Raw genomic sequence first — 18,033 nt, 5'->3', positions numbered from 1 at the left:
CCGCTGCCATCCGCTGCTCACCACGGCACCTCAGCATCCGCAATCTGCCCCGCCGTGTCCCATGAGCCTGACTGCGCCTGCGTCGACTGCTGCGGTGTCGGCGACGACTGCTGGTACTGCTGTTCGCGGGGGATGATGCCGAGGGTGCCGAACTTGATGCGTACCGTTGCCGACGTGGTGCCGTCCTGACGCTGGTACAGGTTCAACTCGGGCTGCCCGGTAACAGTCACCAGTGTGCTCTTCCGCACGGAGGCTGCGATGGCTTCTGCTTCACGTTCCCAGAACGACGCCTGGAACCAGATCGTCTCGCCCGCATCAACCCACTGGTCGCCGTCCTTCTTGCGGGGGGTGTGTGCGATGTCTACGGCGATGACGGACTTGCCGTTGTGCTGCCGAAGCTCCGGATCCTTGGTGACGAAACCTTCGACGGTGATGGTTGCCTTGCTCATGCTGCTGCCTTCCGTGCCGCTCGTGCGGCGTCTTCGATAACGAGTCGCCTGATGTACTCCGACAACGACTCGTAGTGGTTGATTGCCTGCTGCTGCGCCAAGTCCCGATCGTCCGGGGTGAGGCGCAGAGTGACGGTGGTTGTTTTGGTCATTGCACTGGCTCCCACGGCCACGACGCGCCACGGATCATCCGCTTCGGCCATGCCCGCTCGTCTCGGTCACCGCGCCAACGCGACACGGCAACCGTCCTCATGTCTCCCGTCCCATCCGGGTCGGGTCGTAAACCGAAACCGAACTCAGGCCAGCCGAGCAGTGCAGCTGACCCTCGAGGGCGTAGGTCGCGCTCACCAGTAGCGGACGCTGACTTGCCGGCGTGCGCTTCCATGACGAGTGCGATGTCTCGTTCGCGCAGCGAGTCCAGTCCGACGATGAGCGGGGCTGCGTCGTCGTCGTTGTTGATCGCCTTGGGGACGAGCTTGTACAGCGGCCCGATGAACAGGACATCGGGCTTGTGGCGATCGATGAGCCGGTGGATCTCCGACAGGTGCGAACCGCGGGTGATGTCGATGCGGTTCCCAGCGACGATGTTGATTGCCAGGCCGGGATCGACTGCGCCAACTTCCTGAGCTCGACGGGCGGTGAATCGGACTGCGCGTCGCCACTGCCGTTCGGTGTTCTCGGCGTCGACCACGAGTACCTTCACCGGGTCGATCGGCTTGAACGATGTTGGGTGGATGCCTGCCGATGCGAGAACAGCGAGCTGTCGCACAAACGTCGTCTTCCCCGAACCCTCAGGGCCGGTGACGATCAGTCGATCCTTGCGTTCGAGCAGTTCCGGGATCACCCAGTCATAGGCGTCTGAGCCGGCCAGGATCTCCGCGAGCGTCTTGGTCTGCAGCATGCCTGTGCTGTGCCCGTCAACGAGCGTCTGGAGCCTGTTGAGGGCCATTGACGCGGCGTCCATTGGCGGTGCGCCTGCCGCGAGGTCTTCCTGCATCGTGTTGGCGATGCTTCGAGACTCGCGTCGGACCGCATCAGCTCGGACACCGGCTGCGTACTCCGGTGCCGCGAACGAGTACACCAGTGGGTCTGCCCAGGTGAAGACTTCCGTCTCCAACCCGCGAACACCCCAGCCTGCGAGTGCTGTGTCCACAATGGCCGCGTCGATGGCGTCGGAACGGCTGAGACGTTCCATGATGCCGTCGAAGATGACACCCATGCGTGCATCCGAGAAATCACCGGAGGCGACCATGCCGTGAATTCGGCCAGCCTGCAGCGGGTCGCGGATGATTGCACCGAGCAGGTTCTGCTCGGCCTGGGTGCCCGTCATGCGTTCATCCATGCGTCAGGGTCAACGCGCCCGTTGGGTCCGGACGGCTTGGCCTTCTTGAGCCAGGTGGTGAACGCAGCGTTCCATCGCGCTGCGTGGCGGTCGTGTGTTTCGGCGTGCAGTCGGAAGTTGTCAGCTTCCGCGATGATGTTCACTCCGCGGCTCTTGGCGAGCTCGAGGTGGCTTGCGGTCGGTGCCCAGTCCTTCGGCAATCTTGTTTCCTTGATCCGTTCATCGCCTGCAGGAAGCGAAGCTTCCGTAGCTGTAGTAGTAGCTGTAGTAGTGCGCAACCCTTGGCCGTGCCCGCCTTTTGGGGTAACTGCATGGGTAAAGCCAGGGGTAACCGCATGGGTAAACGTTGCTATCGGGGAACCCTTGGCGGCGAGCACGGTTTGCACCTGGCCAACCTCCCATTTGAGTGTCTTGTCTCGGTCGTGGAGCTTCTGCACCTCGAACGCGACCACCTCGCGGATCTTGCTGGAAGCGATCGCGGCGAACGCTGTCGTCATGGACACGACGAGTTTGGGCTGCTTCATCAGCCCGTCGTGCTTGATGAATGACCGGATGACGACTTCCTCGGTCGTTTCATCCCGCAGCACGAACGCAGCCTGTTCGAGCTCTTTGGCGGCGCGCTCCACGTCTGCCGGCGTGGTGTCGGCTGACAGCTGAGCGATACGCCCTGGCCGCCAGTCGGCGACTCCGGCGTAGCTCAGAGTCGGGTGGCTCAGCAGCAGCATGTAGAGGCGCTGTGCTTCCGCGGACAGCTTTCGCCAGTCCTCGTCTGCCCACATGTCGAGGCGGATGCTGGCTCTGTCGCGCGCCATCAGCTGTCCGCCATGATGCGACGGACACCTGCCTCGGTGATGCCGAGCGCTTCACCGATGGCCTGGTTGCTGAGGCCGTACTTGCGTGCCAGGTCGACGTACAGGGCACGTGACCGCTTGGCCTGCTCGAGCTCTTCACGGCACAGCTTGAGGTGACCCAATGCGATCTGCTGTCTGTTGTCTGACTCGGGTAGGATCGACATAGCTCGTTCCTTTGTTGAGGTGTTCGGGTTATGCCCCGGAATCGTGTTCGCGCACTTTCCGGGGCCGTCTCAATTTTACCGAACACAAGTACGAATGGCCTTGTGGAGTAGGTGTTGGCAAGTCGCCCACTTATGCACATTTGCTGTGGATAACCGTCATGCGGCTGCCTCCTGGTTGATGTGGGCGAGTAGCTGCCGGCCGATGAACTCGGTGTAGGCGGGTGGGATTGCTTCTGCGATCTCGTGCCTGTCGTTGGTCCAGTCGATGCCCATTGCCTGCTGCCACTGCTGCAACGAGCCCTTACCGCCCCCGAGCCCGTAGACGGCAAAGTAGGGGCCGTCGTAGAACTGTCCGTGACGCCAGCCAGCTACACGCCCACGGTGCGTCAGGTGCTGCGGTTCCGGTGTGGACCAGTAGCCGAGCTCGAAGTACCGGTGACGGATGACACCCAGCCCGAACATCTCGCCGCAGAGCGTGAGGTCGCGCCGAAGTGGTGCCCCCTGCACGTTCTCGATGACGTAGGGCTTGCCGATCGAGTCGAGCAGGTCACGTGTCGGCTCGATGAGTAGTGGCCACTCGTTCCCGTGCACGGCCTTGAGTGCCGTGTATCCCTGGCACGGCGGACTCGCATGGATCGCATCGAACTCGTGTCCATGTTCCGCCAGGTACTCGAGTGCGTCGGCTTGGTGGAACTCGTAGGGGTAGTTCGGCTGCGGGTCGATGTCGATGCCGAAAACTTCGAAGCCGGCACGTGCGTACCCCGTGCCAGCACCACCCGCGCAGCAGAACAGGTCGAGCAGTCGGGGCTTCAATCGTCCCCCCAGATGGATGCGTTGATTAGCCGTTCAACGTCGGTGATGCTGACGACAACGTGCTCGCAATGCAGGGACGAGTTAGCGATTGTCAGCTGCACCCGCTCAATCACTTCGTCGAGGTGTTCGCGTTTAGGCATCGTCGCCCTCCCGTCCATCGAGGATTGCGATGACAGCTTCACGACTGCCGCCGCTGCGGAGCTCAGCGCGCGCGTTGATGATGCGCCGAGCCAATCCGTTCGCACGCTCGACGGACGCGACCCACATGGTCTGTAGTTCCTCGTCCGACTTGCTGAATCGGCTCATGCGTAAACCTCTTCCACGAGCAGCTGCAGCCCTGACGCTTGTCCGGGTCGGTAGACGATCATGGGCATGACTTTCTGCATCAGGTCCGGCGTGTCATCGGGCACAACGTCCGCGTCTACAAGCCCGTCGCACAACGCCTTAAGCGTTGGCACGACGTTGTCGGCATCTCGACGTGTCGTTGTGCGGACGAACCATGTGAGGGTGACGCGCACCTTGTCGCATTTGAGGACGCCGGCACTCTTCGCGGCGTAGAACGAAGCGGCCCTGACCTGTTTGGTCAGACCCGCTTTCTTCGCCCAGTGGAGGCGTTGGTTCGCGTTGAGTGGTGGGCGTTCGTAGGGCAGGTCAAGCGTCCACTGCATCGGAACCTCCTGCCAGCTTTCGAGTACCGACTACTGCGATGTGGAGGTCATCGATTTCGATACCGGACCGCCACAGCTCGATGGCGATGTCAGCCGCCTTCGCTCGGTGCAGGCTGATCCACTCGCCCGGTCGGAACTTGTAGCCGCACGTGCATGTCAGACCGGGCTGCGTGTGGTGGTACTGCAGTTCAGTCGCGATCGCTTCTGCTCGAGTGCTCATGCGCTTGCCTCCTGCTCCTTCGCCGCGTTCATCGCTGCCCGGATCTGCCCGAGCACGTCTTCCCCTGCACCTGCGTTCTTGGCTGCGTGTCCGAGCTTGTTCAGGGCGGATACGTTGCTTCCTGCGTTGGCGAGCTCGGTTAGCCAGTCGACGGCAGGTGCGATGTCGGGCAGGGGTTCGACCGTGTACATGGCGCTCTTGCCCCGCTTGACGATGAGTGGAACCGAGAGCTTCTTACCGATGCCGCTCATGTGGGAGATGCGTGTGCCACCAGTGACGTCGTTGCCGAACCGCACCGTCTCGTCGCAGTACAGCGTGACGCGTTTCCCCACGTAGTTGGCGGCGTTTGGTCCCCAAGCCTTGACAATGACTCTGCGCATTGACTTCCCGGGACGCCACACGCGGGGGAACTCGCGAAGGTGGAAGTTGAACGGTTGGTCGGCGTTGTTCGCGGTGACACGTTCGATGGTGAACGTGCGGGGGCCACTGAGTAGATCGATCGCGTCCAATTGGTCCGACTTCGGGGCGATGCTTTCGGTGAGGTCGATGGTCACTGGTTGAGCTCGCTTTCGTTGATTACAGCGGCTACTGCTCGGAGGTAATCAGCCTCGAGAATGTTCCCGTTACCCGTGCGGTTGTTCATGACGCTGACCGGATCCTTGAATCCAGGCCAGTTGTACGGATAGGTAATTTCGATGTGACCGAATGGATCCGGCAGCGTCGTGGCCTTTTCGTTCTTCATGAGAGCTCCATATCTGCAAAGTGATCAACCCGTTCTGCAACGGGTCGGCCTGCTGTTGCTGTGGTGTAGGCGGCGATGATGTCGGCTGCTTGCTGTTCATATGCGTTGAGTGCGGCGACGATTGCCGCATCCCACTTCTCGTCGCGGTAGACGCGCTTCACGAAAAGTGGCCAACCGCCCGAATAAGAGCAGTAGTCCCACCACTCGCGGTCAAAGACGAACATGCAAGCGTGTACTTGGGCGAGATTGGCCGGCGGAACACGGTCTTCGAGGAACGTTCGGAGCTGCACCTTTGGAACGCGTGACTTGACTTCCAAGCCGCCCTTGTCGCCTACGAGGCCATCGGGAGACGCCCCCAGCGTGTATCCGTCTACGTCAAGCGTTCCGAATCCGACTTCCTCGACGGGTGCGTAGTTCTCGGCGTACAGCTCCCTCGCGTATGGCTCATCCAGCGTCCCGCGTTGCATGTCGAACGATGGGTGCACGTATTCGACGTGACCGCTGATCCGTTCAGCGATAAGTGTCTGCATGAGCCCCCGTGCCGTGTCGTTGTCTGCGATCTTGCCGGTGGGTGTGAGCAGTTTGCCGATAGTCGATGCGGTAAGTAGCCCGCATCTGAGGTCGAGCCACCGCTGACTTCCTTGCTCTACATCGTGGATTGTGAGCGTCATGCGTCCTCCTTGGCGACATGCTTGCCGTGGCCGCGCATGTTCTCTTCGGCCGCGGCAACAGCGCGCATTTTCTTGTCCGGGTCGATGTATCCGCCGGTGATTGCGTTCAAGTACTGCCAATACGCCGCCCACTCTTTTGCCTGGTAGCCGATGCGTGTGTGGCGCGGCGAGCGATTGGCTACCATCCCCGCATTTCCTTCCTGAATCGCATGATGATGACCCAGCGTTGCCAACGGTTTGGGAGTGTGCACCATTCGTCGGGTGAGGTTCGGTCCCATCCGGTGCAGTAGGTGCCGGTCATGCTGCGTCCTCCGTGCTGCCTTCGTGTCGCCATTCACAGTCGGCTGCGATTGACCAGGATTCGTACTGTTCTTCGCAGATGGCGCATTCGTAGAAGTGGACTTCGCGTGGCATCACTGGTCCCCGTATCTGTCGTTGGCGTTGACGGCTGCTTTGATGCCATCGAGGCGGATGAGGTCTGCGGCTAGTGCGTCGAGTTCCCATCGGCGGAACTCACCGTTGGCTACGACGACGCCTTCATCCCACGCCTTCCACGACCCGTCTTCGAAGAGCTCGAAGTCGTAGTCGGCGGATTGAAAGACGGGTTCGTCATCGTTCATGTCGCCGCTCCCTCGTACACGTCGGTCACGTTGTCAACCACGGTTGGTAGGTACGCTTTCAACGCTGCGAGGTCGCGTGCGTCGAGGGTGCCGGTTGTCCACGATTGGTTGTCACGCATGTAGGCGAGGTATTCGCCGTCTGCGTAGATGAGAAGCCGCCCATCGTTGAGAACGAGGGGCGGCTGGCGGAACGATTCGCGGGTGCCGGTCATGTGCCCATCCGGTTATCGGCGGCAAGGATTGCGGCGGCGATGGAATCTACATTAAGCTCACGAGCACCCCAGCCTGCAGCTTGTTCCCAAATGCGAAACATCGTGTCGATCGCGTCGAGCAGGTCGGGGTTGCACGCGGTGCCGATGATGAGTGCTTCGTTGCCGGGAAGGAACTCTGACACCACGGCATCGATGGTCGTAACGTCTTCCTGCGCCGACTTGCGCCACTTCGCGAGTACGTCCCGTGCATTCTGAATGTCGTTCACCGGATGTCTCCAATGCTGTCTGCGATGTCGTGGAAGGTGACACGTTCACTGTCGGTGAGCTGCACGTCGTCGTGTTCACCTGTGACGCGCATCGATGCCGCGTATTGGGCTTTCAGGATCCGTGACCACTGTTCGGGGTTGAGGAATGGCATGTCATACCGGTCCGATGAGTGCGGATGGTGCGAGTAGGAGGCAGAGGAATGCGAGTGCGACGAGGAACCGGCATGACTGCTGCACGAACCATGCGGGCGTGTATTTGCGGGGAGTCATCGGTCGGCTCCGTTCTGGATCAGGGCGAGGACACGCAGCACTAGTCGCCCGATGGGCAGGTTCGCGGCCATCTCCCCCCACTTCCGCAAGTCGTCGATGTCCCGCTGCTGGTCGGGGGTGATCTGCTCGTGGGTCGGCGGGTGCGGGGAGGGTGCGTAGGGTGATCGCAAAACGCGCTCGATCTGGACCGGGCATCGGCTCGTCGGTGGTCGGCACCGGGCGCTCGACGCGGACGCACCACTTGCAGCTGGTCGGCTCGTATTCGCTCATGTTCTATCTCCTTGGCAGATGTTGCATGTTTTTGCTGCTGCGTCGTTCGCGACCGTTCATGTCGCCGCCGCGTGCGTAGTCGATGTGCCATGCATGTTCCGTGGACCAGAGCACTGTCATGACTGTTGTTCCGTCTTCGGTGATGGATAGGGTGATGCGGTCGCGGATGTAGCACCAGGCGCGGTATTTCGTGGACCAGGTGATGTCTGCGGGGTGGTCGAAGCAGGCGCGAATTTCTTCACCCGTGACACCCATCTCGAGTGCACGGTCAATGGCGTGCTTCGACATGGTGAACGGGAGATCGGCGGTCATGCTGTTCCATCCTTCTGTGACGCGCGACCGTTGAACCAGCCAGCGAGGAAGGCTTGGCGCGACTCGTCAGTGAGATCGCCCACCCACGTCTCAGCGAACCGGTCGTAATGCTGCTCAGCGACGTTGAACAGAACGTCGTAGTTGGGGAAGTCGTCTCTGGTCATGGATGTCTCTCTCAGTTGACGAACTGCAAGTCGATGCCTAGTTCGATTTTGTAAGCGCCTGTCGATGACGGCTGCATTACGTGGCGTCTAGCAAGCCGAGCCGCTGCGGACACGGTGAACCCGCCGCGCGTTAGGCGACCCATCTCGATGGCGATAAGTGCCTCGTCTTCGGGCCACACCCGATCGGCGAATGCCTCGCCAGTTGTGGTTGTGGGGTGCAGGTAGCCGGAGCGCACCCAGACGTCTAGCTGCCGGTAGCTGATGCCTGCTTCGTTCATCACCCAGTAGGACCGTCGTTTGTCGCGGGCCATTTCCAGGTTGATTGCGTCGCGATGATGCTGCTGCCACATCTTGCGTTCGTTCCTCGACTGCAAAACCGCCGGGGAACGTTCACCGCATTTGCACACCGCGAACCCCGAGCCGCTTTTCTCGCGGTCGATCAGGCCGTGTCGTAAGTTGGCGTTCCCGTACCGGCTCATGAGGCACGTTTCCTCACGCTGGCAATTCGCTCGCACTCTCGACACCGCCACTGCCCGCTCTTCACCCGCCGGCCGTACCGGGTGCGAAGGTGTCCGTGGAGGCAGTACGGATCATTACGGGAGGTACGGGTGACGGTTGAGCGGGTCCATGCGTCACGGGATTTGGTGTTGTTCGCTCGCTCGTAGCTGTCCATGCCGAGCGCTTGGAGTGCACGGTTGAGTTCGTCGCCTTCGAGTCGGGCGATCAGTAGGTCGCGTACAGCATCTTCGGCGTCGCCCTGAGAGGGCATGGGTCGTGGATCATCCGTGCGCAGATCGGTCGGCGCGAACGGCGCAGTCATGCGTGCGCCACCTTCCGCCACTGCTGCGTACGACGGCCGGAGTCGGTCATGGAGTAGATGCCGGTGAACTCGACTAGTCCGCGTCGTGTGAGCTCGGATCTCCTGGACCTGACTGACTGAGGTGTCGGCATCACCCATCCGTGCTGCCGTGACTCAGCGATGTACGCGGTGTACAGGCTGTCATCGGTCATGCCGGCGTTGTTGCCGGTCACTTCCGCGTCGTGCTCGAGGATGTCGAGGATGTGCTGCTGAACGATGGTCGGGTTCCACGCGGACGATGCGGCCTCGTGCGATGTGGTCGGGTCTGTGGTGCGGGCGTTAGGCATTGCTCTTCCCCTTAAACGCGTCAGTCCCGCACGTGCAGCACGTCCATGTGCCAGTAGTGCGGGTGAAAAGGTGGGTGTGTTCAATCACGGCGCTTGCCCTCTGCAATGCGGGACCAGAGTTGGCCGGGAACGCCGTCCGCGATTCGCCAGATGCGGCTGTGGTCCCCGTTGAACTTTCGGTCGTCCATCGGGTGCAAGCGTGGCGATCGTTTGGCGTTGTGCGCGACGATTCGTGCCGTCACTTCTCTACCTCCACAACGTGTTGGTCGTACCGGAACTCGTGTTGAATGCGCAACGTGTCCGCGTACTCACGAGTCACAATGTTTGACCGCTTCCACGAACAGGTACGGCATCTCAGGTTGAAAGCTTCGAGCATCAGGAAACTCGCTCCGCCACCAAAATGTCGATGGTTACGACGTGCCGACCGGCGTCGATAGCGTCTCGGAGCGGGCACGCCGTCCCATAGGTGTCGACGTCGCCGTACTCGTGACCGGTCAACGAGTTGTAAACGCGGTACTTGTGGTTCATGTTCTGCGCCCTTCGTCGGGTTGGATAGTTGAAGAGTGCCGGGGAGGTTCGGGTCAGCCCCGGAACTCAGTGCCCTATCGCCGATTCGCACGGCCCGCAGTCTGAGCTGCGTTCGCTTTCGCTAGGGCTGCCTCAGTTCGGTACCCGGAGCCAATGGCCCTCGTGTGATACCCCGTCGAGGCGAAGTGTTTGATGCCGCCGGGATCTACCGGCCGGACTTTCCACATCCCCCGCCCCACCTGAACGTCTAACTCGGTGGGCTTAGGGGCCATATGTGATGTCGCCACGCGTCGAAGCCGACTCGTCGAGTAGGGGCTCTTCGTGGCGTATTTTGGGGTCAACAAACAGCGCCATCCACATGGCGCACTGTTTGCGGTAGAACTCCCGGCTTGTTAGATGCCGGGTCTTTCGTCAGGGAGTGATGCGAACCAACGGTCCGCCTCCTGGATTCCGATGAGCGGCTTGCGGCCGAGGTACTTGGGGAACAGCTTCTTGTCCGCAATGTCTGCGCGGATGTAGGAGACGCTCACTTCGTACGCTTCGGACATGCTCTGAACTGAGTACGCCCGTTTGCCGCGCTCAATCTCTGGGGTGTCTGCGCTCATGCGGCAGCTCCAATCAGATCTGCGGGGTGAACACGCAAAACGCCGCCGACTGCAATGAGCTCGGCCACTGTGAACTCGTCGCGCATTGCGAGTCGTTCGTTGAGGTCGGGCACGCTGATGTCGGCGGCGTGTGCGATGGTGCTGGGAGCAACGGTGCTGTCGGTGATCGCCAGGTTGAGGCGGTCAACGACCGTTGCGACTGCTGCTCTGAACTCCATACGATGACCATACAGCACCATATGGTGTCTAGCAACACCCTCATGGCGCTGATTTGATCGTTCTTGCTGTACGGTTGACGTATGGCAGGAGACGCTAAGAGCGCCGTGAACAAGGCGCTGGGCAACGAGGTGCGTGTCTGGCGCACCCGCCGTGGGCTGTCACGTGACGCGCTTGCCGAGAAGACCGGCCTGCAGCGCACGCAGCTTGCACGGATCGAGAACAACGAGCGGGACATTTCGCTGAGTCAGTTGTTCCAGATCGCGTGGGCGTTGGACGTGGATCCTGAGCGGATCGTCCGCGACGCGATCGACGCGAACGGCGGGATGGAGGCTCTGATTGAAGAGGACACCGAGTAAACCCGGGTACGCAGAAACGCCCCTCACCGACTCAGGTGAGGGGCGTTTCTAGTTCCGGTACTTCAACTGACGATCTCCTTGTCGCCGATGCGGTACACGCCCTGTGTTTCGATCCAACTGTGGAGCTCGTGTGCGGCTTCGAGCAGGGATGCCTTCACATTGTCGGGTAGTGGCGCGTAGTCGAACTCAGTGGTGCACTCCACGAAGCCAGTAGCAAGCTTCTCGAGCACGTCATCTGTGTCCCTGTTGGCTCGGTCGCGCATGAGCGCCCGGTCGAGAGCGGTTGCCCATGAAGTCACAGCACGTCCGCCTTGACCACTAGCGACGCCACGACGCAGGCCGCAGCAACTACCACGTTGACGACGATCGCGGTGCCGTAGTAGCGGTTGAACAGCCACGTGCCGTAGAACCACATGGCGCGCAGGTCGCGTTCGCGACGTGCGCGGGCGACGTGGGCTCGGATGCTCGCGTTTGACTCGGTGCTGTCGGTCATCGGTCGCTCCGAATTGTCTCGATGTGGTCGCTGTGCGTAGTGCGGTACGGCCAGCAGGTGAACCCGTTGTCGTTTCGCCACCCGTCAGCCCAGTCCAGGGTCACGCGTTCCTGGCATCCAGGGCATGTGATGGTGTCGCCGACGTTGGCAACGACTGGTTCGCGCATAGGGGTACAGTCGGGTGTTCCGGTCCGTGGGTCGCCGGTGCCGTGGATCTCACCGCAGAAGCAAAATCCGGACGACTCATGGGACATGGCTTGCCATGTGCTCACAGCGCTTCCGCCTTCCAGCAAATGCAAAAACCGTTTGGAAAAGAGGGGGTCGCATAAGCGCAATCAGCGCGCCCATGCGGCGCGTTCTCGATCGCAGAGTGCAGGCCTTCGGCACGCTGACGTTGGTAGCGAGCCGCGCCATTGGTGACTTCAAGGTCGGCTCGCAGTCGGCCTACCTCGGCGGCAGCGGCATTGAAGCCGACTGTGAAAGCTTCCCGTGGGCTCTTGTCCATGCCGAACAGAAGGCCTTGGCTCTTGCCTGCGGCTGTATATTCATTCCACGCTGTGTCTCTCAGCGCATCCAAGTTCACCGCGTTAGTCATCGTCGCCGCCTTCGTTGAATCCTCCGGGCTGTCCTGCAGGGCCAGCGCACGCATCTGTTCCGGGGTGGGTGCGGTCATGCGATTACCAGCTCTCGGACCTGGTTGGCGGCCTTGTCGACTACCTGGATGACGTGGCCCTGCATGATCTCGTCGTCGAGGAACTTCGCCACGGACACCATGCGGCGAACCGTTTCGGTGAACGAGAGGCCGCGACGCTCAGCCAGCAACTTCAAGTCGCCGGCCGTTTCGCTGTTCATGTTGACACTCAGCCGTGTCAGACGCGGTGTGGTTTCCATGTGACGATTCTACACCGTACGGTGGCAAACCGCCACCATACGGTGTCAAGCTCCGAGGGCGCGCTTGTCTTCGAACAGGACAGACATCGCTTGCAGTCCGAGCCTCATCCGTTCCACATCATGCTTGCGTCGGTAGTCGTTGGTTTGCAGTCGGGATGCGTGGCCGGCGATCTGCACGATCAGGTCGTCAGGGAGCCCAGCAATCGTCAGCAGGTCGATCGCCCCATGCCGCAAATCGTGCAGGCGAACGTTCTTCTCGATGCCGGTCTGCTCGAGCATGGTCCGCCAGTTACGGGAGTGATTGTTCGGGTCGAGCGGCTTCCCACGCGTCGTGAACAGGAACCCGTTCTGCCCAGCCGGGTACTCAGCCATGTGGTCACGGAGAACAGTAGCCAGCGGGTCAACGAGCGGGATGATGCGCCACCCGTTGCGTGACTTCGGCCGGGTGAGGAACAGTCCCCCGCCAACAGGCTTGTACTCGTAGTCGTTGGGGACGTCGAGGTGCCGTTCGGGGCAGGACGCACCGTTCGTGTAGTCGCATTCGCCGTCGCAGCCGTGCTCCCACTTGAGGCGTTGCAGCTGCCAGGAGATGTCGAGCACGTCGGTCACGCGGTCTTCTTGCAGGCCGAGGACTTCACCACGTCGGAGCCCGTACAGGAGTGTCGTGGCCCAGAGCGCGAACTGTGGTCCGCCTTGCTCACGGACGTGCGCGTACAGGTCGAGTGTTTCCTGCAGGTCGAGGACTTCAAGCTTCGACACACCCTTGCGTGGTGCGGCCATCAGTTTCGCGGGGTTCCGGTTCAGCTTCTGCTCACGGACGGCCCACTCGAACGCGACCGACATGATGCGGTGCGCTGTGACAGCCGTGTCCGGGGATCCGCCGGCGTCGACCATCGCCTCAGTCACTTGCCGGATGTGTGCCGCTTTCAGATGCGACATGCGGACGGTGCCGATGGTGGGGACAACCCAGATGCGGCTGATCTGCTCGTACCGTTCGAACGTTTTCGGGCGCACGTCTTTGATGGCGATGTTCTTCAGCCAGTACGCGAACCACTGCTTGACGGTCATGTCGTTCGTGTTGAGGTCGCCGTACTCCCGGAGCTCAGCCCGGTAGCGGTCCATCTCGGCGAGCACTTCGGCTTTGCTGGTGCGTCGGATGACCTTGCGGCGGCGTTTCCCGTCACGGCTGGGGAGCGTGATCGCTGTCACCCAGTAGCCGCGGTCGTCCTTGTAGACGCTGGACTCACCCTTGCCGCGGGTCATCGGGCGGTCGACTTCCAGCAGGTGCAGTTGCTCATGTCTCGCGGGGCAACACCGAATCCGCATGACTCGTCACGGTCGTGTGGCGCGTTCTCGATCAGGGAACGCAGCTTGTCAACGGTCTCCGTTGCCTGGACAAGCGCACCGCCGACTGTCACGCCGCTCTCGTAGCGGTACCGCACGCTGCTCGCGTCCTGCTCACTCAGCCGCAGCCGGTCCACATCGTCGGCGGTGGCGCGCCACAGAGGTCCGTCGCCTGTCTGGTAGTAGTCGGCACGCTCGCCTGCCTTGCGCAGTGCGTCCGTGTTCACCGGGTCAGTCATGGCTTGCCTCCATTGCGTCGGCGGAGTAGCCGCCCAAATGGCCGGTACGCGGCGACGACCAGAAAGCGTGTCATCGCGAGTCGAAGTCGCTCCGTGTCTCGCTGCCAATCACTCATCACGGTCCTCCTGCGGTGCACCATTGGCAATGAGGGAGTCAGGGAGATCGCTGACGAAGATGACATCAACCGGCCGGTTCGTGATCGGGTGCATCATCATCGGGGATGCGAAGGTCAGGTTGCGCACCGCTTCAAGTTGGTCGGCGGCGGTACGGAGAGCGACGGCGGTGTTCTGATGCCACGCGATCCTGTCTTCGTACTCGTAGACGTCGCCGTACTCGGGCTGATCTTCCTTTTCGGCCCGATCGAGTATGTATTCACCGGCTTCCCGAGAGTGCTCGTCCGCCAGCGCGCGCATCTGCTCCGGGGTCATCGGTAGTCCGCCTTTCGTGAGTCGGCGTACGGCGCAAGCAGCTCGTCCAGGTCAGCAGCGGAAGCCGCACGCTCTTCGAGTGCATCGGCCACCGGTCGCCCGTTCACAATGTCGCGGTCAGCACTCTGGTAGACGTTCCACGTGATTGCTGCGCGAGCAAGTATCTGCTCCGGGGTGGGGGTGGTCATGACTGCTCCTTGTGTCTGTGTTCGTTGCCGTTGGCCCGGTCTCCGTTGACCGGAAATACTCTTCTTGGCGTGTGTCGGTGGTCACGCATAACGTGGTCGTGTTCCTCTCCTGGTTAGGTCAGGTGTGGGGCTGAGGGTCGGTCCGTTGCTGCGGGCCGGCCCTCGCTTGGTTCAGTTGCCCGTCAGCACTTCTTCCCACGATGTAGTCGTGGTGACGACGGTCTTCGTGCGGGTCACGAGCGAGGCGCTGATCACGTCTCTACCCCACTTCTGCGGGTTGCTCATGATGTCCTGAATGCCCCTCACTCGTCCTCGAGCCTGGTCCTCGCTCTCGACAACGATCTTGTCGGCCGGGCGTTCGCCGCCGCGGGGTTTGCGGTAACGGATGTGGACCCCATACTCGACGGCAACTTTCTCGTCGTGAGAGCCGGAACGGACGTCGCTAGTCTGAATGCTCATCTTCTTCTCCTGCCGCACATGTGAGTCTGGTGCCAATCGTGTAGCCATTGTGGTGCCACCTGACGTTCAGTGGTGGTCCGTACGGTGTCAGCATACATCCAAAGCGACTCCATGCAACACCATGTGGTGGTAATTCACCGTACTTGTAATACGGGGGTTGCGGGTTCAAGTCCCGCTGCCGGCCCCAGACGAAGCGATGCCCCGGGCGAAGTCTCGCCCGGGGCATCGGCACACGGAACGCGGATCAGGGGGCGTTCCGGGCGCTGGACGCGGTAACCAGCCGGTCGTGCGACGAGGATGACACCTCACCGACCCGCGCGTCCACACCCTGACCCCACATCCGCGGAAATCCGCACGATGTGCACGAACGCGCAGGGGTCCTGTCCGCTCAGCGTCCGCCAGCTCGGCACCCGCCGGCTCAGCGCCCGCCGGTGATCTTCCGCTCCCGCTGCGCGACGCCGGCCGTGCCGTAGGGGTAGTCGTCGATGCGGGGAGCGCTGGCGTCGGTCAGCCGGTCGAGCTCGTCGTCGGTGAGCACCAGGTCCGCGGCACCGAGGTTGTCCTCGAGCTGCGACAGGGTGCGGACGCCGAGGATCACGCTCGTGACCGCGGGACGGGCCAGCAGCCAGGCGAGCGCGACCTGCGACTTCGACGCGTCGTGGGCGTCGGCCACCTCGGAGACGGCGTCGAGCACCTCCCACGTGCGCTCGTCGCCGTTGCGGGCTTCCCAGGCCTCCATGCCGCGCTGCGGGTTCTCGCCCAGGCGGGTGGCACCGGTCGGGGCCTCGTCGCGCTGGTACTTGCCGGAGAGCCAGCCGCCGGCCAGCGGCGACCAGGGCAGCAGGCCGATGCCGGCGTCGAGGCAGGCGGGCACGACCTCGTGCTCGATGTCGCGGACGAGCAGGTTGTACTGCGGCTGCAGAGTGGCGGGCGGCGCCCAGCCGTGCGCCTTCGCCTCGTAGACGGCCTTGGTGACCTGGTAGCCGAGGTAGTTCGAGAACCCGTAGGAGCCGATCTTGCCGGCGGACACGGCGTCGTCGAGGAACCGCAGGGTCTCGTCGATGGGGGTCAGGGCGTCCCACGCGTGCATCTGGTACAGGTCGATGTGGTCGACGCCGAGCCGCTCGAGCGAGGCGTCGAGGGCCACGCGCAGGTGTCGTCGGGACAGGCCGAGGTCGTTCGGGCCGTCGCCCTGCGGGAACCGGCCCTTGGTGGCGAGGACGACCTGCGCGGCCTCGGTGGGGTGTGCTGCGAGCCAGCGGCCGATGATCCGCTCGGACTCGTTGCCGGAGTAGACGTCCGCCGTGTCGACGAGCGTGCCACCGGCGGCCACGAAGGCGTCGAGGATGGCGTGTGAGGTGGGTTCGTCGGCTTCGCTGCCGAACGTCATGGTGCCGAGGGTCAGCGTCGACACCGATGTCCCGCTGTTGCCGAGGAGTCTGTAGTCCATGGCGGGGACGGTACGCCCGGTGCCGTCCGACCGAGGGGACCCACGAGTACCCCTCAGCGCGGGGCGGACAGGAACCGCAGTGCCGCTTCGCGGAACGGCCGCGAGGTCGGGGCGTTGAAGTGGTTGCGCCCGGGGATCTCGAAGAAGGTGGCGTCCGGCGCGGCCTCGGCGAGCCGGACCGCGCTGTCGCGGATGCCGTCCTCGCTGCCCGCGGCGATCAGGAGCGGCTGCGCCGGGGCGTTCTCCGGGGTCGGCTCGATGCTGTTCCGCATCCCCTCGACCATGGCCACGAGCGCGCCGAGGTCGTTGCCCTCGACGTTGCCCGCCATCGTCAGGTAGCCGTTCGTGACGCGGTCCTCGATGGGGGTGCCGTCGCCGATGTACGCCTTCGCCTGGTCGACGCGGACGCGACGCATCGGGTCGGCGTCCGGGATCCCGCCGAACACCGCACGCGAGATCCGACCGGGCAGCCGTTCGGCGGTGTGCCAGCCGACCCGTGCGCCGAGCGAGTACCCGAGGAACGCGACGTCGTCGAGCAGGTACGTGTCGATGACCGTGGTGACGTCGGCGACGAGCAGGTCCATCGAGTACGCACCGGGGTCGTGCGGCTTCGCGCTCGCGCCGTGCCCGCGCTGGTCGAGCGCCAGGACCCGGTACCCGGCACGGACCAGGTGCCGCGTCCAGCCCGAGGCGTGCCAGTTGAGCACCGCACCGGAGGCGAAGCCGTGCACCGCGATGACGGCCGGGGCGTCGGGGTCGCCGAAGTCGTAGGTCGCGAGTCGCAGCCCGTCGGGCGACATCACGAACCGGGGGCGGGGCGCTTCGGGGACGAGTGACATGTCCTCTCAAGCGTATCGGGGCAGTGTGGTGGCCATCGACGGCTACGGCGGCGATCAGATCCGGGCGGCGGAACGCCCCCACCTCGACGCGGGGGAACCCCTGATGCAACGGGCCGCCGACGGGCTCGCGCGCATCGTGGGCGACCTGCTGGACGACCCGGCCGTGCGGCCGGTCGACGGGCCGGGATCCGTCCTCGTGCTCGCCGGCAGCGGCGACAACGGCGGTGACGCCCTGTTCGCGGGCGCTCGCCTGGCAGCGGCCGGGAGGCACGTGGCGGTCCTGCGCGTCGGCTCCCGTGTCCACGAGGCCGGCCTGGCAGCGGCACTGGACGCCGGCGCCCGTCTGGTCAACGGCCCGTCCGGCACCTCGGGACCGAACGCGGGCGGAGCGGCCGACATCCTGCGGGCCGCCGGCCGGAGCGACGGCGAACGCCTGGCGGACGTCGCGACCGAGGCGGCACTCGGGGCCGACCTGGTGCTCGACGGCATCCTCGGCATCGGGGTGCACGGCGCGAACGCACTGCGGTCCCCCGCGCGGGACGTCGTGGACGCCATCCGTGAGCTCGCCCGCGACCAGCGTGCGCCGTTCGTCGTCGCGGTGGACGTGCCGAGCGGCATCGACGTGGACACCGGCGGCGTCGCGGACGACCACGTCCTGCACGCCGACGTCACCGTCACCTTCGGCGGTGTGAAGGCCGGCCTGCTGACCGGACCCGCCGCCACCCTCGCCGGGCGGATCGAACTCGTCGACGTCGGGATCGGTGCGGACCTGGCGACGACGGAGCCGCTGATCCGCACCTGACCCCTCGCCCG

37 protein-coding genes are annotated in these 18,033 nt (G+C 63.4%); 2 read left to right on the top strand and 35 right to left on the bottom strand.

The features are described 5' to 3' along the window. Positions 1–17: 17 nt before the first annotated feature. The 24 genes from DEI98_RS06440 to DEI98_RS06365 all read right to left on the bottom strand — a co-directional run bounded on the left by DEI98_RS06440 (position 18) and on the right by DEI98_RS06365 (position 10,531). Positions 18–449 carry a single-stranded DNA-binding protein gene (locus DEI98_RS06440; protein WP_111100262.1) on the bottom strand — a complete coding sequence of 144 codons (432 nt, stop codon included), beginning with the start codon at positions 447–449 and terminating at the stop codon, positions 18–20. Continuing rightward, positions 446–601 carry a hypothetical protein gene (locus DEI98_RS19030; protein WP_375334810.1) on the bottom strand — a complete coding sequence of 52 codons (156 nt, stop codon included), beginning with the start codon at positions 599–601 and terminating at the stop codon, positions 446–448. Before DEI98_RS19030 ends, DEI98_RS06440 begins: the two co-directional genes overlap by 4 nt. Then, the gene (locus DEI98_RS06435; RefSeq protein WP_181437964.1) at positions 598–1,779 is read right to left on the bottom strand and encodes an AAA family ATPase; all 1,182 of its coding nucleotides are present in this window, start codon (positions 1,777–1,779) and stop codon (positions 598–600) included. Before DEI98_RS06435 ends, DEI98_RS19030 begins: the two co-directional genes overlap by 4 nt. Continuing rightward, positions 1,776–2,603 (bottom strand): hypothetical protein, encoded by an 828-nt coding sequence (locus DEI98_RS06430; protein ID WP_111100260.1) that lies wholly within the window; start codon positions 2,601–2,603, stop codon positions 1,776–1,778. The genes DEI98_RS06435 and DEI98_RS06430 overlap by 4 nt, the downstream gene beginning before the upstream one ends. Continuing rightward, a complete protein-coding gene (locus tag DEI98_RS18585) occupies positions 2,603–2,764 on the bottom strand; it encodes a hypothetical protein (protein WP_181437963.1) in 162 nt (53 codons plus the stop codon). The genes DEI98_RS06430 and DEI98_RS18585 overlap by 1 nt, the downstream gene beginning before the upstream one ends. A 198-nt stretch (positions 2,765–2,962) precedes the next feature. After that, positions 2,963–3,619 (bottom strand): DNA cytosine methyltransferase, encoded by a 657-nt coding sequence (locus tag DEI98_RS06425; RefSeq protein ID WP_111100259.1) that lies wholly within the window; start codon positions 3,617–3,619, stop codon positions 2,963–2,965. Positions 3,620–3,751: 132 nt separating this feature from the next. Next, positions 3,752–3,925, bottom strand: coding sequence for a hypothetical protein (locus tag DEI98_RS18580; protein WP_181437962.1), 174 nt, complete (start codon positions 3,923–3,925; stop codon positions 3,752–3,754). After that, entirely contained in the window at positions 3,922–4,287 is a 366-nt protein-coding gene (locus DEI98_RS06420; RefSeq protein WP_111100258.1) for a hypothetical protein, read from the bottom strand. The genes DEI98_RS18580 and DEI98_RS06420 overlap by 4 nt, the downstream gene beginning before the upstream one ends. Then, a complete protein-coding gene (locus tag DEI98_RS18280; protein WP_146243442.1) occupies positions 4,271–4,507 on the bottom strand; it encodes a hypothetical protein in 237 nt (78 codons plus the stop codon). Before DEI98_RS18280 ends, DEI98_RS06420 begins: the two co-directional genes overlap by 17 nt. Further along, on the bottom strand, positions 4,504–5,061 hold the full coding sequence (locus DEI98_RS18275) for a hypothetical protein (protein WP_146243441.1): 558 nt from the start codon (positions 5,059–5,061) through the stop codon (positions 4,504–4,506). Before DEI98_RS18275 ends, DEI98_RS18280 begins: the two co-directional genes overlap by 4 nt. After that, positions 5,058–5,249, bottom strand: coding sequence for a hypothetical protein (locus DEI98_RS18270; RefSeq protein WP_146243440.1), 192 nt, complete (start codon positions 5,247–5,249; stop codon positions 5,058–5,060). Before DEI98_RS18270 ends, DEI98_RS18275 begins: the two co-directional genes overlap by 4 nt. Then, a complete protein-coding gene (locus tag DEI98_RS06410; protein ID WP_111100256.1) occupies positions 5,246–5,920 on the bottom strand; it encodes a lambda exonuclease family protein in 675 nt (224 codons plus the stop codon). Before DEI98_RS06410 ends, DEI98_RS18270 begins: the two co-directional genes overlap by 4 nt. Next, on the bottom strand, positions 5,917–6,198 hold the full coding sequence (locus tag DEI98_RS06405) for a hypothetical protein (protein WP_146243439.1): 282 nt from the start codon (positions 6,196–6,198) through the stop codon (positions 5,917–5,919). Before DEI98_RS06405 ends, DEI98_RS06410 begins: the two co-directional genes overlap by 4 nt. A 135-nt stretch (positions 6,199–6,333) precedes the next feature. After that, a complete protein-coding gene (locus DEI98_RS06400; protein ID WP_111100254.1) occupies positions 6,334–6,540 on the bottom strand; it encodes a hypothetical protein in 207 nt (68 codons plus the stop codon). Next, positions 6,537–6,752, bottom strand: coding sequence for a hypothetical protein (locus DEI98_RS06395; protein WP_111100253.1), 216 nt, complete (start codon positions 6,750–6,752; stop codon positions 6,537–6,539). The genes DEI98_RS06400 and DEI98_RS06395 overlap by 4 nt, the downstream gene beginning before the upstream one ends. Beyond that, on the bottom strand, positions 6,749–7,018 hold the full coding sequence (locus tag DEI98_RS06390) for a hypothetical protein (protein WP_111100252.1): 270 nt from the start codon (positions 7,016–7,018) through the stop codon (positions 6,749–6,751). The genes DEI98_RS06395 and DEI98_RS06390 overlap by 4 nt, the downstream gene beginning before the upstream one ends. After that, a complete protein-coding gene (locus tag DEI98_RS18575; RefSeq protein ID WP_181437961.1) occupies positions 7,015–7,170 on the bottom strand; it encodes a hypothetical protein in 156 nt (51 codons plus the stop codon). The genes DEI98_RS06390 and DEI98_RS18575 overlap by 4 nt, the downstream gene beginning before the upstream one ends. Before the next feature lie 391 nt (positions 7,171–7,561). Continuing rightward, on the bottom strand, positions 7,562–7,870 hold the full coding sequence (locus DEI98_RS06385; protein ID WP_111100251.1) for a hypothetical protein: 309 nt from the start codon (positions 7,868–7,870) through the stop codon (positions 7,562–7,564). Beyond that, positions 7,867–8,034, bottom strand: a complete 168-nt coding sequence (locus DEI98_RS18570; protein WP_181437960.1) for a hypothetical protein — start codon at positions 8,032–8,034, stop codon at positions 7,867–7,869. Before DEI98_RS18570 ends, DEI98_RS06385 begins: the two co-directional genes overlap by 4 nt. An 11-nt stretch (positions 8,035–8,045) precedes the next feature. Then, entirely contained in the window at positions 8,046–8,513 is a 468-nt protein-coding gene (locus DEI98_RS06380) for a hypothetical protein (RefSeq protein ID WP_146243438.1), read from the bottom strand. 337 nt (positions 8,514–8,850) lie between these two features. Next, the gene (locus DEI98_RS06375) at positions 8,851–9,180 is read right to left on the bottom strand and encodes a hypothetical protein (RefSeq protein WP_111100249.1); all 330 of its coding nucleotides are present in this window, start codon (positions 9,178–9,180) and stop codon (positions 8,851–8,853) included. A gap of 375 nt (positions 9,181–9,555) precedes the next feature. Then, complete coding sequence (locus DEI98_RS18565) at positions 9,556–9,708, bottom strand: hypothetical protein (protein WP_181437959.1); 153 nt, start codon at positions 9,706–9,708, stop codon at positions 9,556–9,558. 392 nt (positions 9,709–10,100) lie between these two features. Then, positions 10,101–10,313: a hypothetical protein gene (locus DEI98_RS06370; RefSeq protein WP_111100248.1), complete on the bottom strand. Its 213-nt coding sequence runs from the start codon at positions 10,311–10,313 to the stop codon at positions 10,101–10,103. Next, on the bottom strand, positions 10,310–10,531 hold the full coding sequence (locus DEI98_RS06365) for a hypothetical protein (protein WP_111100247.1): 222 nt from the start codon (positions 10,529–10,531) through the stop codon (positions 10,310–10,312). Before DEI98_RS06365 ends, DEI98_RS06370 begins: the two co-directional genes overlap by 4 nt. An 81-nt stretch (positions 10,532–10,612) precedes the next feature. On the opposite strand from DEI98_RS06365, the gene DEI98_RS06360 reads away from it, so the two are divergent. Continuing rightward, the gene (locus DEI98_RS06360) at positions 10,613–10,888 is read left to right on the top strand and encodes a helix-turn-helix transcriptional regulator (protein ID WP_111100246.1); all 276 of its coding nucleotides are present in this window, start codon (positions 10,613–10,615) and stop codon (positions 10,886–10,888) included. Between the two features lie 62 nt (positions 10,889–10,950). Here the strand turns inward: DEI98_RS06360 and DEI98_RS18560 are convergent, their stop codons facing one another. From DEI98_RS18560 to DEI98_RS06315, 11 genes are all read right to left on the bottom strand, one after another. After that, positions 10,951–11,118: a hypothetical protein gene (locus tag DEI98_RS18560; RefSeq protein ID WP_181437958.1), complete on the bottom strand. Its 168-nt coding sequence runs from the start codon at positions 11,116–11,118 to the stop codon at positions 10,951–10,953. A 65-nt stretch (positions 11,119–11,183) separates the two neighbouring features. After that, positions 11,184–11,381, bottom strand: coding sequence for a hypothetical protein (locus DEI98_RS06350; RefSeq protein WP_111100244.1), 198 nt, complete (start codon positions 11,379–11,381; stop codon positions 11,184–11,186). A 268-nt stretch (positions 11,382–11,649) separates the two neighbouring features. Next, positions 11,650–12,054, bottom strand: coding sequence for a hypothetical protein (locus tag DEI98_RS18265; RefSeq protein ID WP_146243437.1), 405 nt, complete (start codon positions 12,052–12,054; stop codon positions 11,650–11,652). Continuing rightward, positions 12,051–12,272: a CopG family transcriptional regulator gene (locus DEI98_RS06345; protein WP_146243436.1), complete on the bottom strand. Its 222-nt coding sequence runs from the start codon at positions 12,270–12,272 to the stop codon at positions 12,051–12,053. Before DEI98_RS06345 ends, DEI98_RS18265 begins: the two co-directional genes overlap by 4 nt. Positions 12,273–12,317: 45 nt before the next feature. Then, entirely contained in the window at positions 12,318–13,535 is a 1,218-nt protein-coding gene (locus DEI98_RS06340; RefSeq protein ID WP_181437957.1) for a tyrosine-type recombinase/integrase, read from the bottom strand. After that, a complete protein-coding gene (locus DEI98_RS18260) occupies positions 13,532–13,855 on the bottom strand; it encodes a hypothetical protein (protein WP_146243435.1) in 324 nt (107 codons plus the stop codon). The genes DEI98_RS06340 and DEI98_RS18260 overlap by 4 nt, the downstream gene beginning before the upstream one ends. A gap of 108 nt (positions 13,856–13,963) precedes the next feature. Next, a complete protein-coding gene (locus DEI98_RS06335; RefSeq protein WP_111100241.1) occupies positions 13,964–14,284 on the bottom strand; it encodes a hypothetical protein in 321 nt (106 codons plus the stop codon). Beyond that, positions 14,281–14,472: a hypothetical protein gene (locus DEI98_RS18255; RefSeq protein WP_146243434.1), complete on the bottom strand. Its 192-nt coding sequence runs from the start codon at positions 14,470–14,472 to the stop codon at positions 14,281–14,283. The genes DEI98_RS06335 and DEI98_RS18255 overlap by 4 nt, the downstream gene beginning before the upstream one ends. A 171-nt stretch (positions 14,473–14,643) precedes the next feature. Further along, the gene (locus DEI98_RS06330) at positions 14,644–14,931 is read right to left on the bottom strand and encodes a hypothetical protein (protein ID WP_146243433.1); all 288 of its coding nucleotides are present in this window, start codon (positions 14,929–14,931) and stop codon (positions 14,644–14,646) included. Between the two features lie 418 nt (positions 14,932–15,349). Continuing rightward, complete coding sequence (locus DEI98_RS06320) at positions 15,350–16,381, bottom strand: aldo/keto reductase (protein WP_111100239.1); 1,032 nt, start codon at positions 16,379–16,381, stop codon at positions 15,350–15,352. A gap of 53 nt (positions 16,382–16,434) precedes the next feature. Then, positions 16,435–17,220: an alpha/beta fold hydrolase gene (locus DEI98_RS06315; RefSeq protein WP_111100238.1), complete on the bottom strand. Its 786-nt coding sequence runs from the start codon at positions 17,218–17,220 to the stop codon at positions 16,435–16,437. Here DEI98_RS06315 and DEI98_RS06310 point away from each other — a divergent pair. Beyond that, entirely contained in the window at positions 17,219–18,022 is an 804-nt protein-coding gene (locus tag DEI98_RS06310) for an NAD(P)H-hydrate epimerase (protein ID WP_111100237.1), read from the top strand. The two genes, DEI98_RS06315 and DEI98_RS06310, sit on opposite strands and share 2 nt — an antisense overlap. The last annotated feature ends 11 nt before the right edge of the window (positions 18,023–18,033 follow it).

Origin of the sequence: Curtobacterium sp. MCLR17_034 (assembly GCF_003234485.1) — a bacterium.
Taxonomy (GTDB): Bacteria; Actinomycetota; Actinomycetes; order Actinomycetales; family Microbacteriaceae; genus Curtobacterium; species Curtobacterium flaccumfaciens.
The sequence above is the reverse complement of the archived record's forward strand: the minus strand, read 5'-3'. Positions and strand labels throughout refer to the sequence as shown.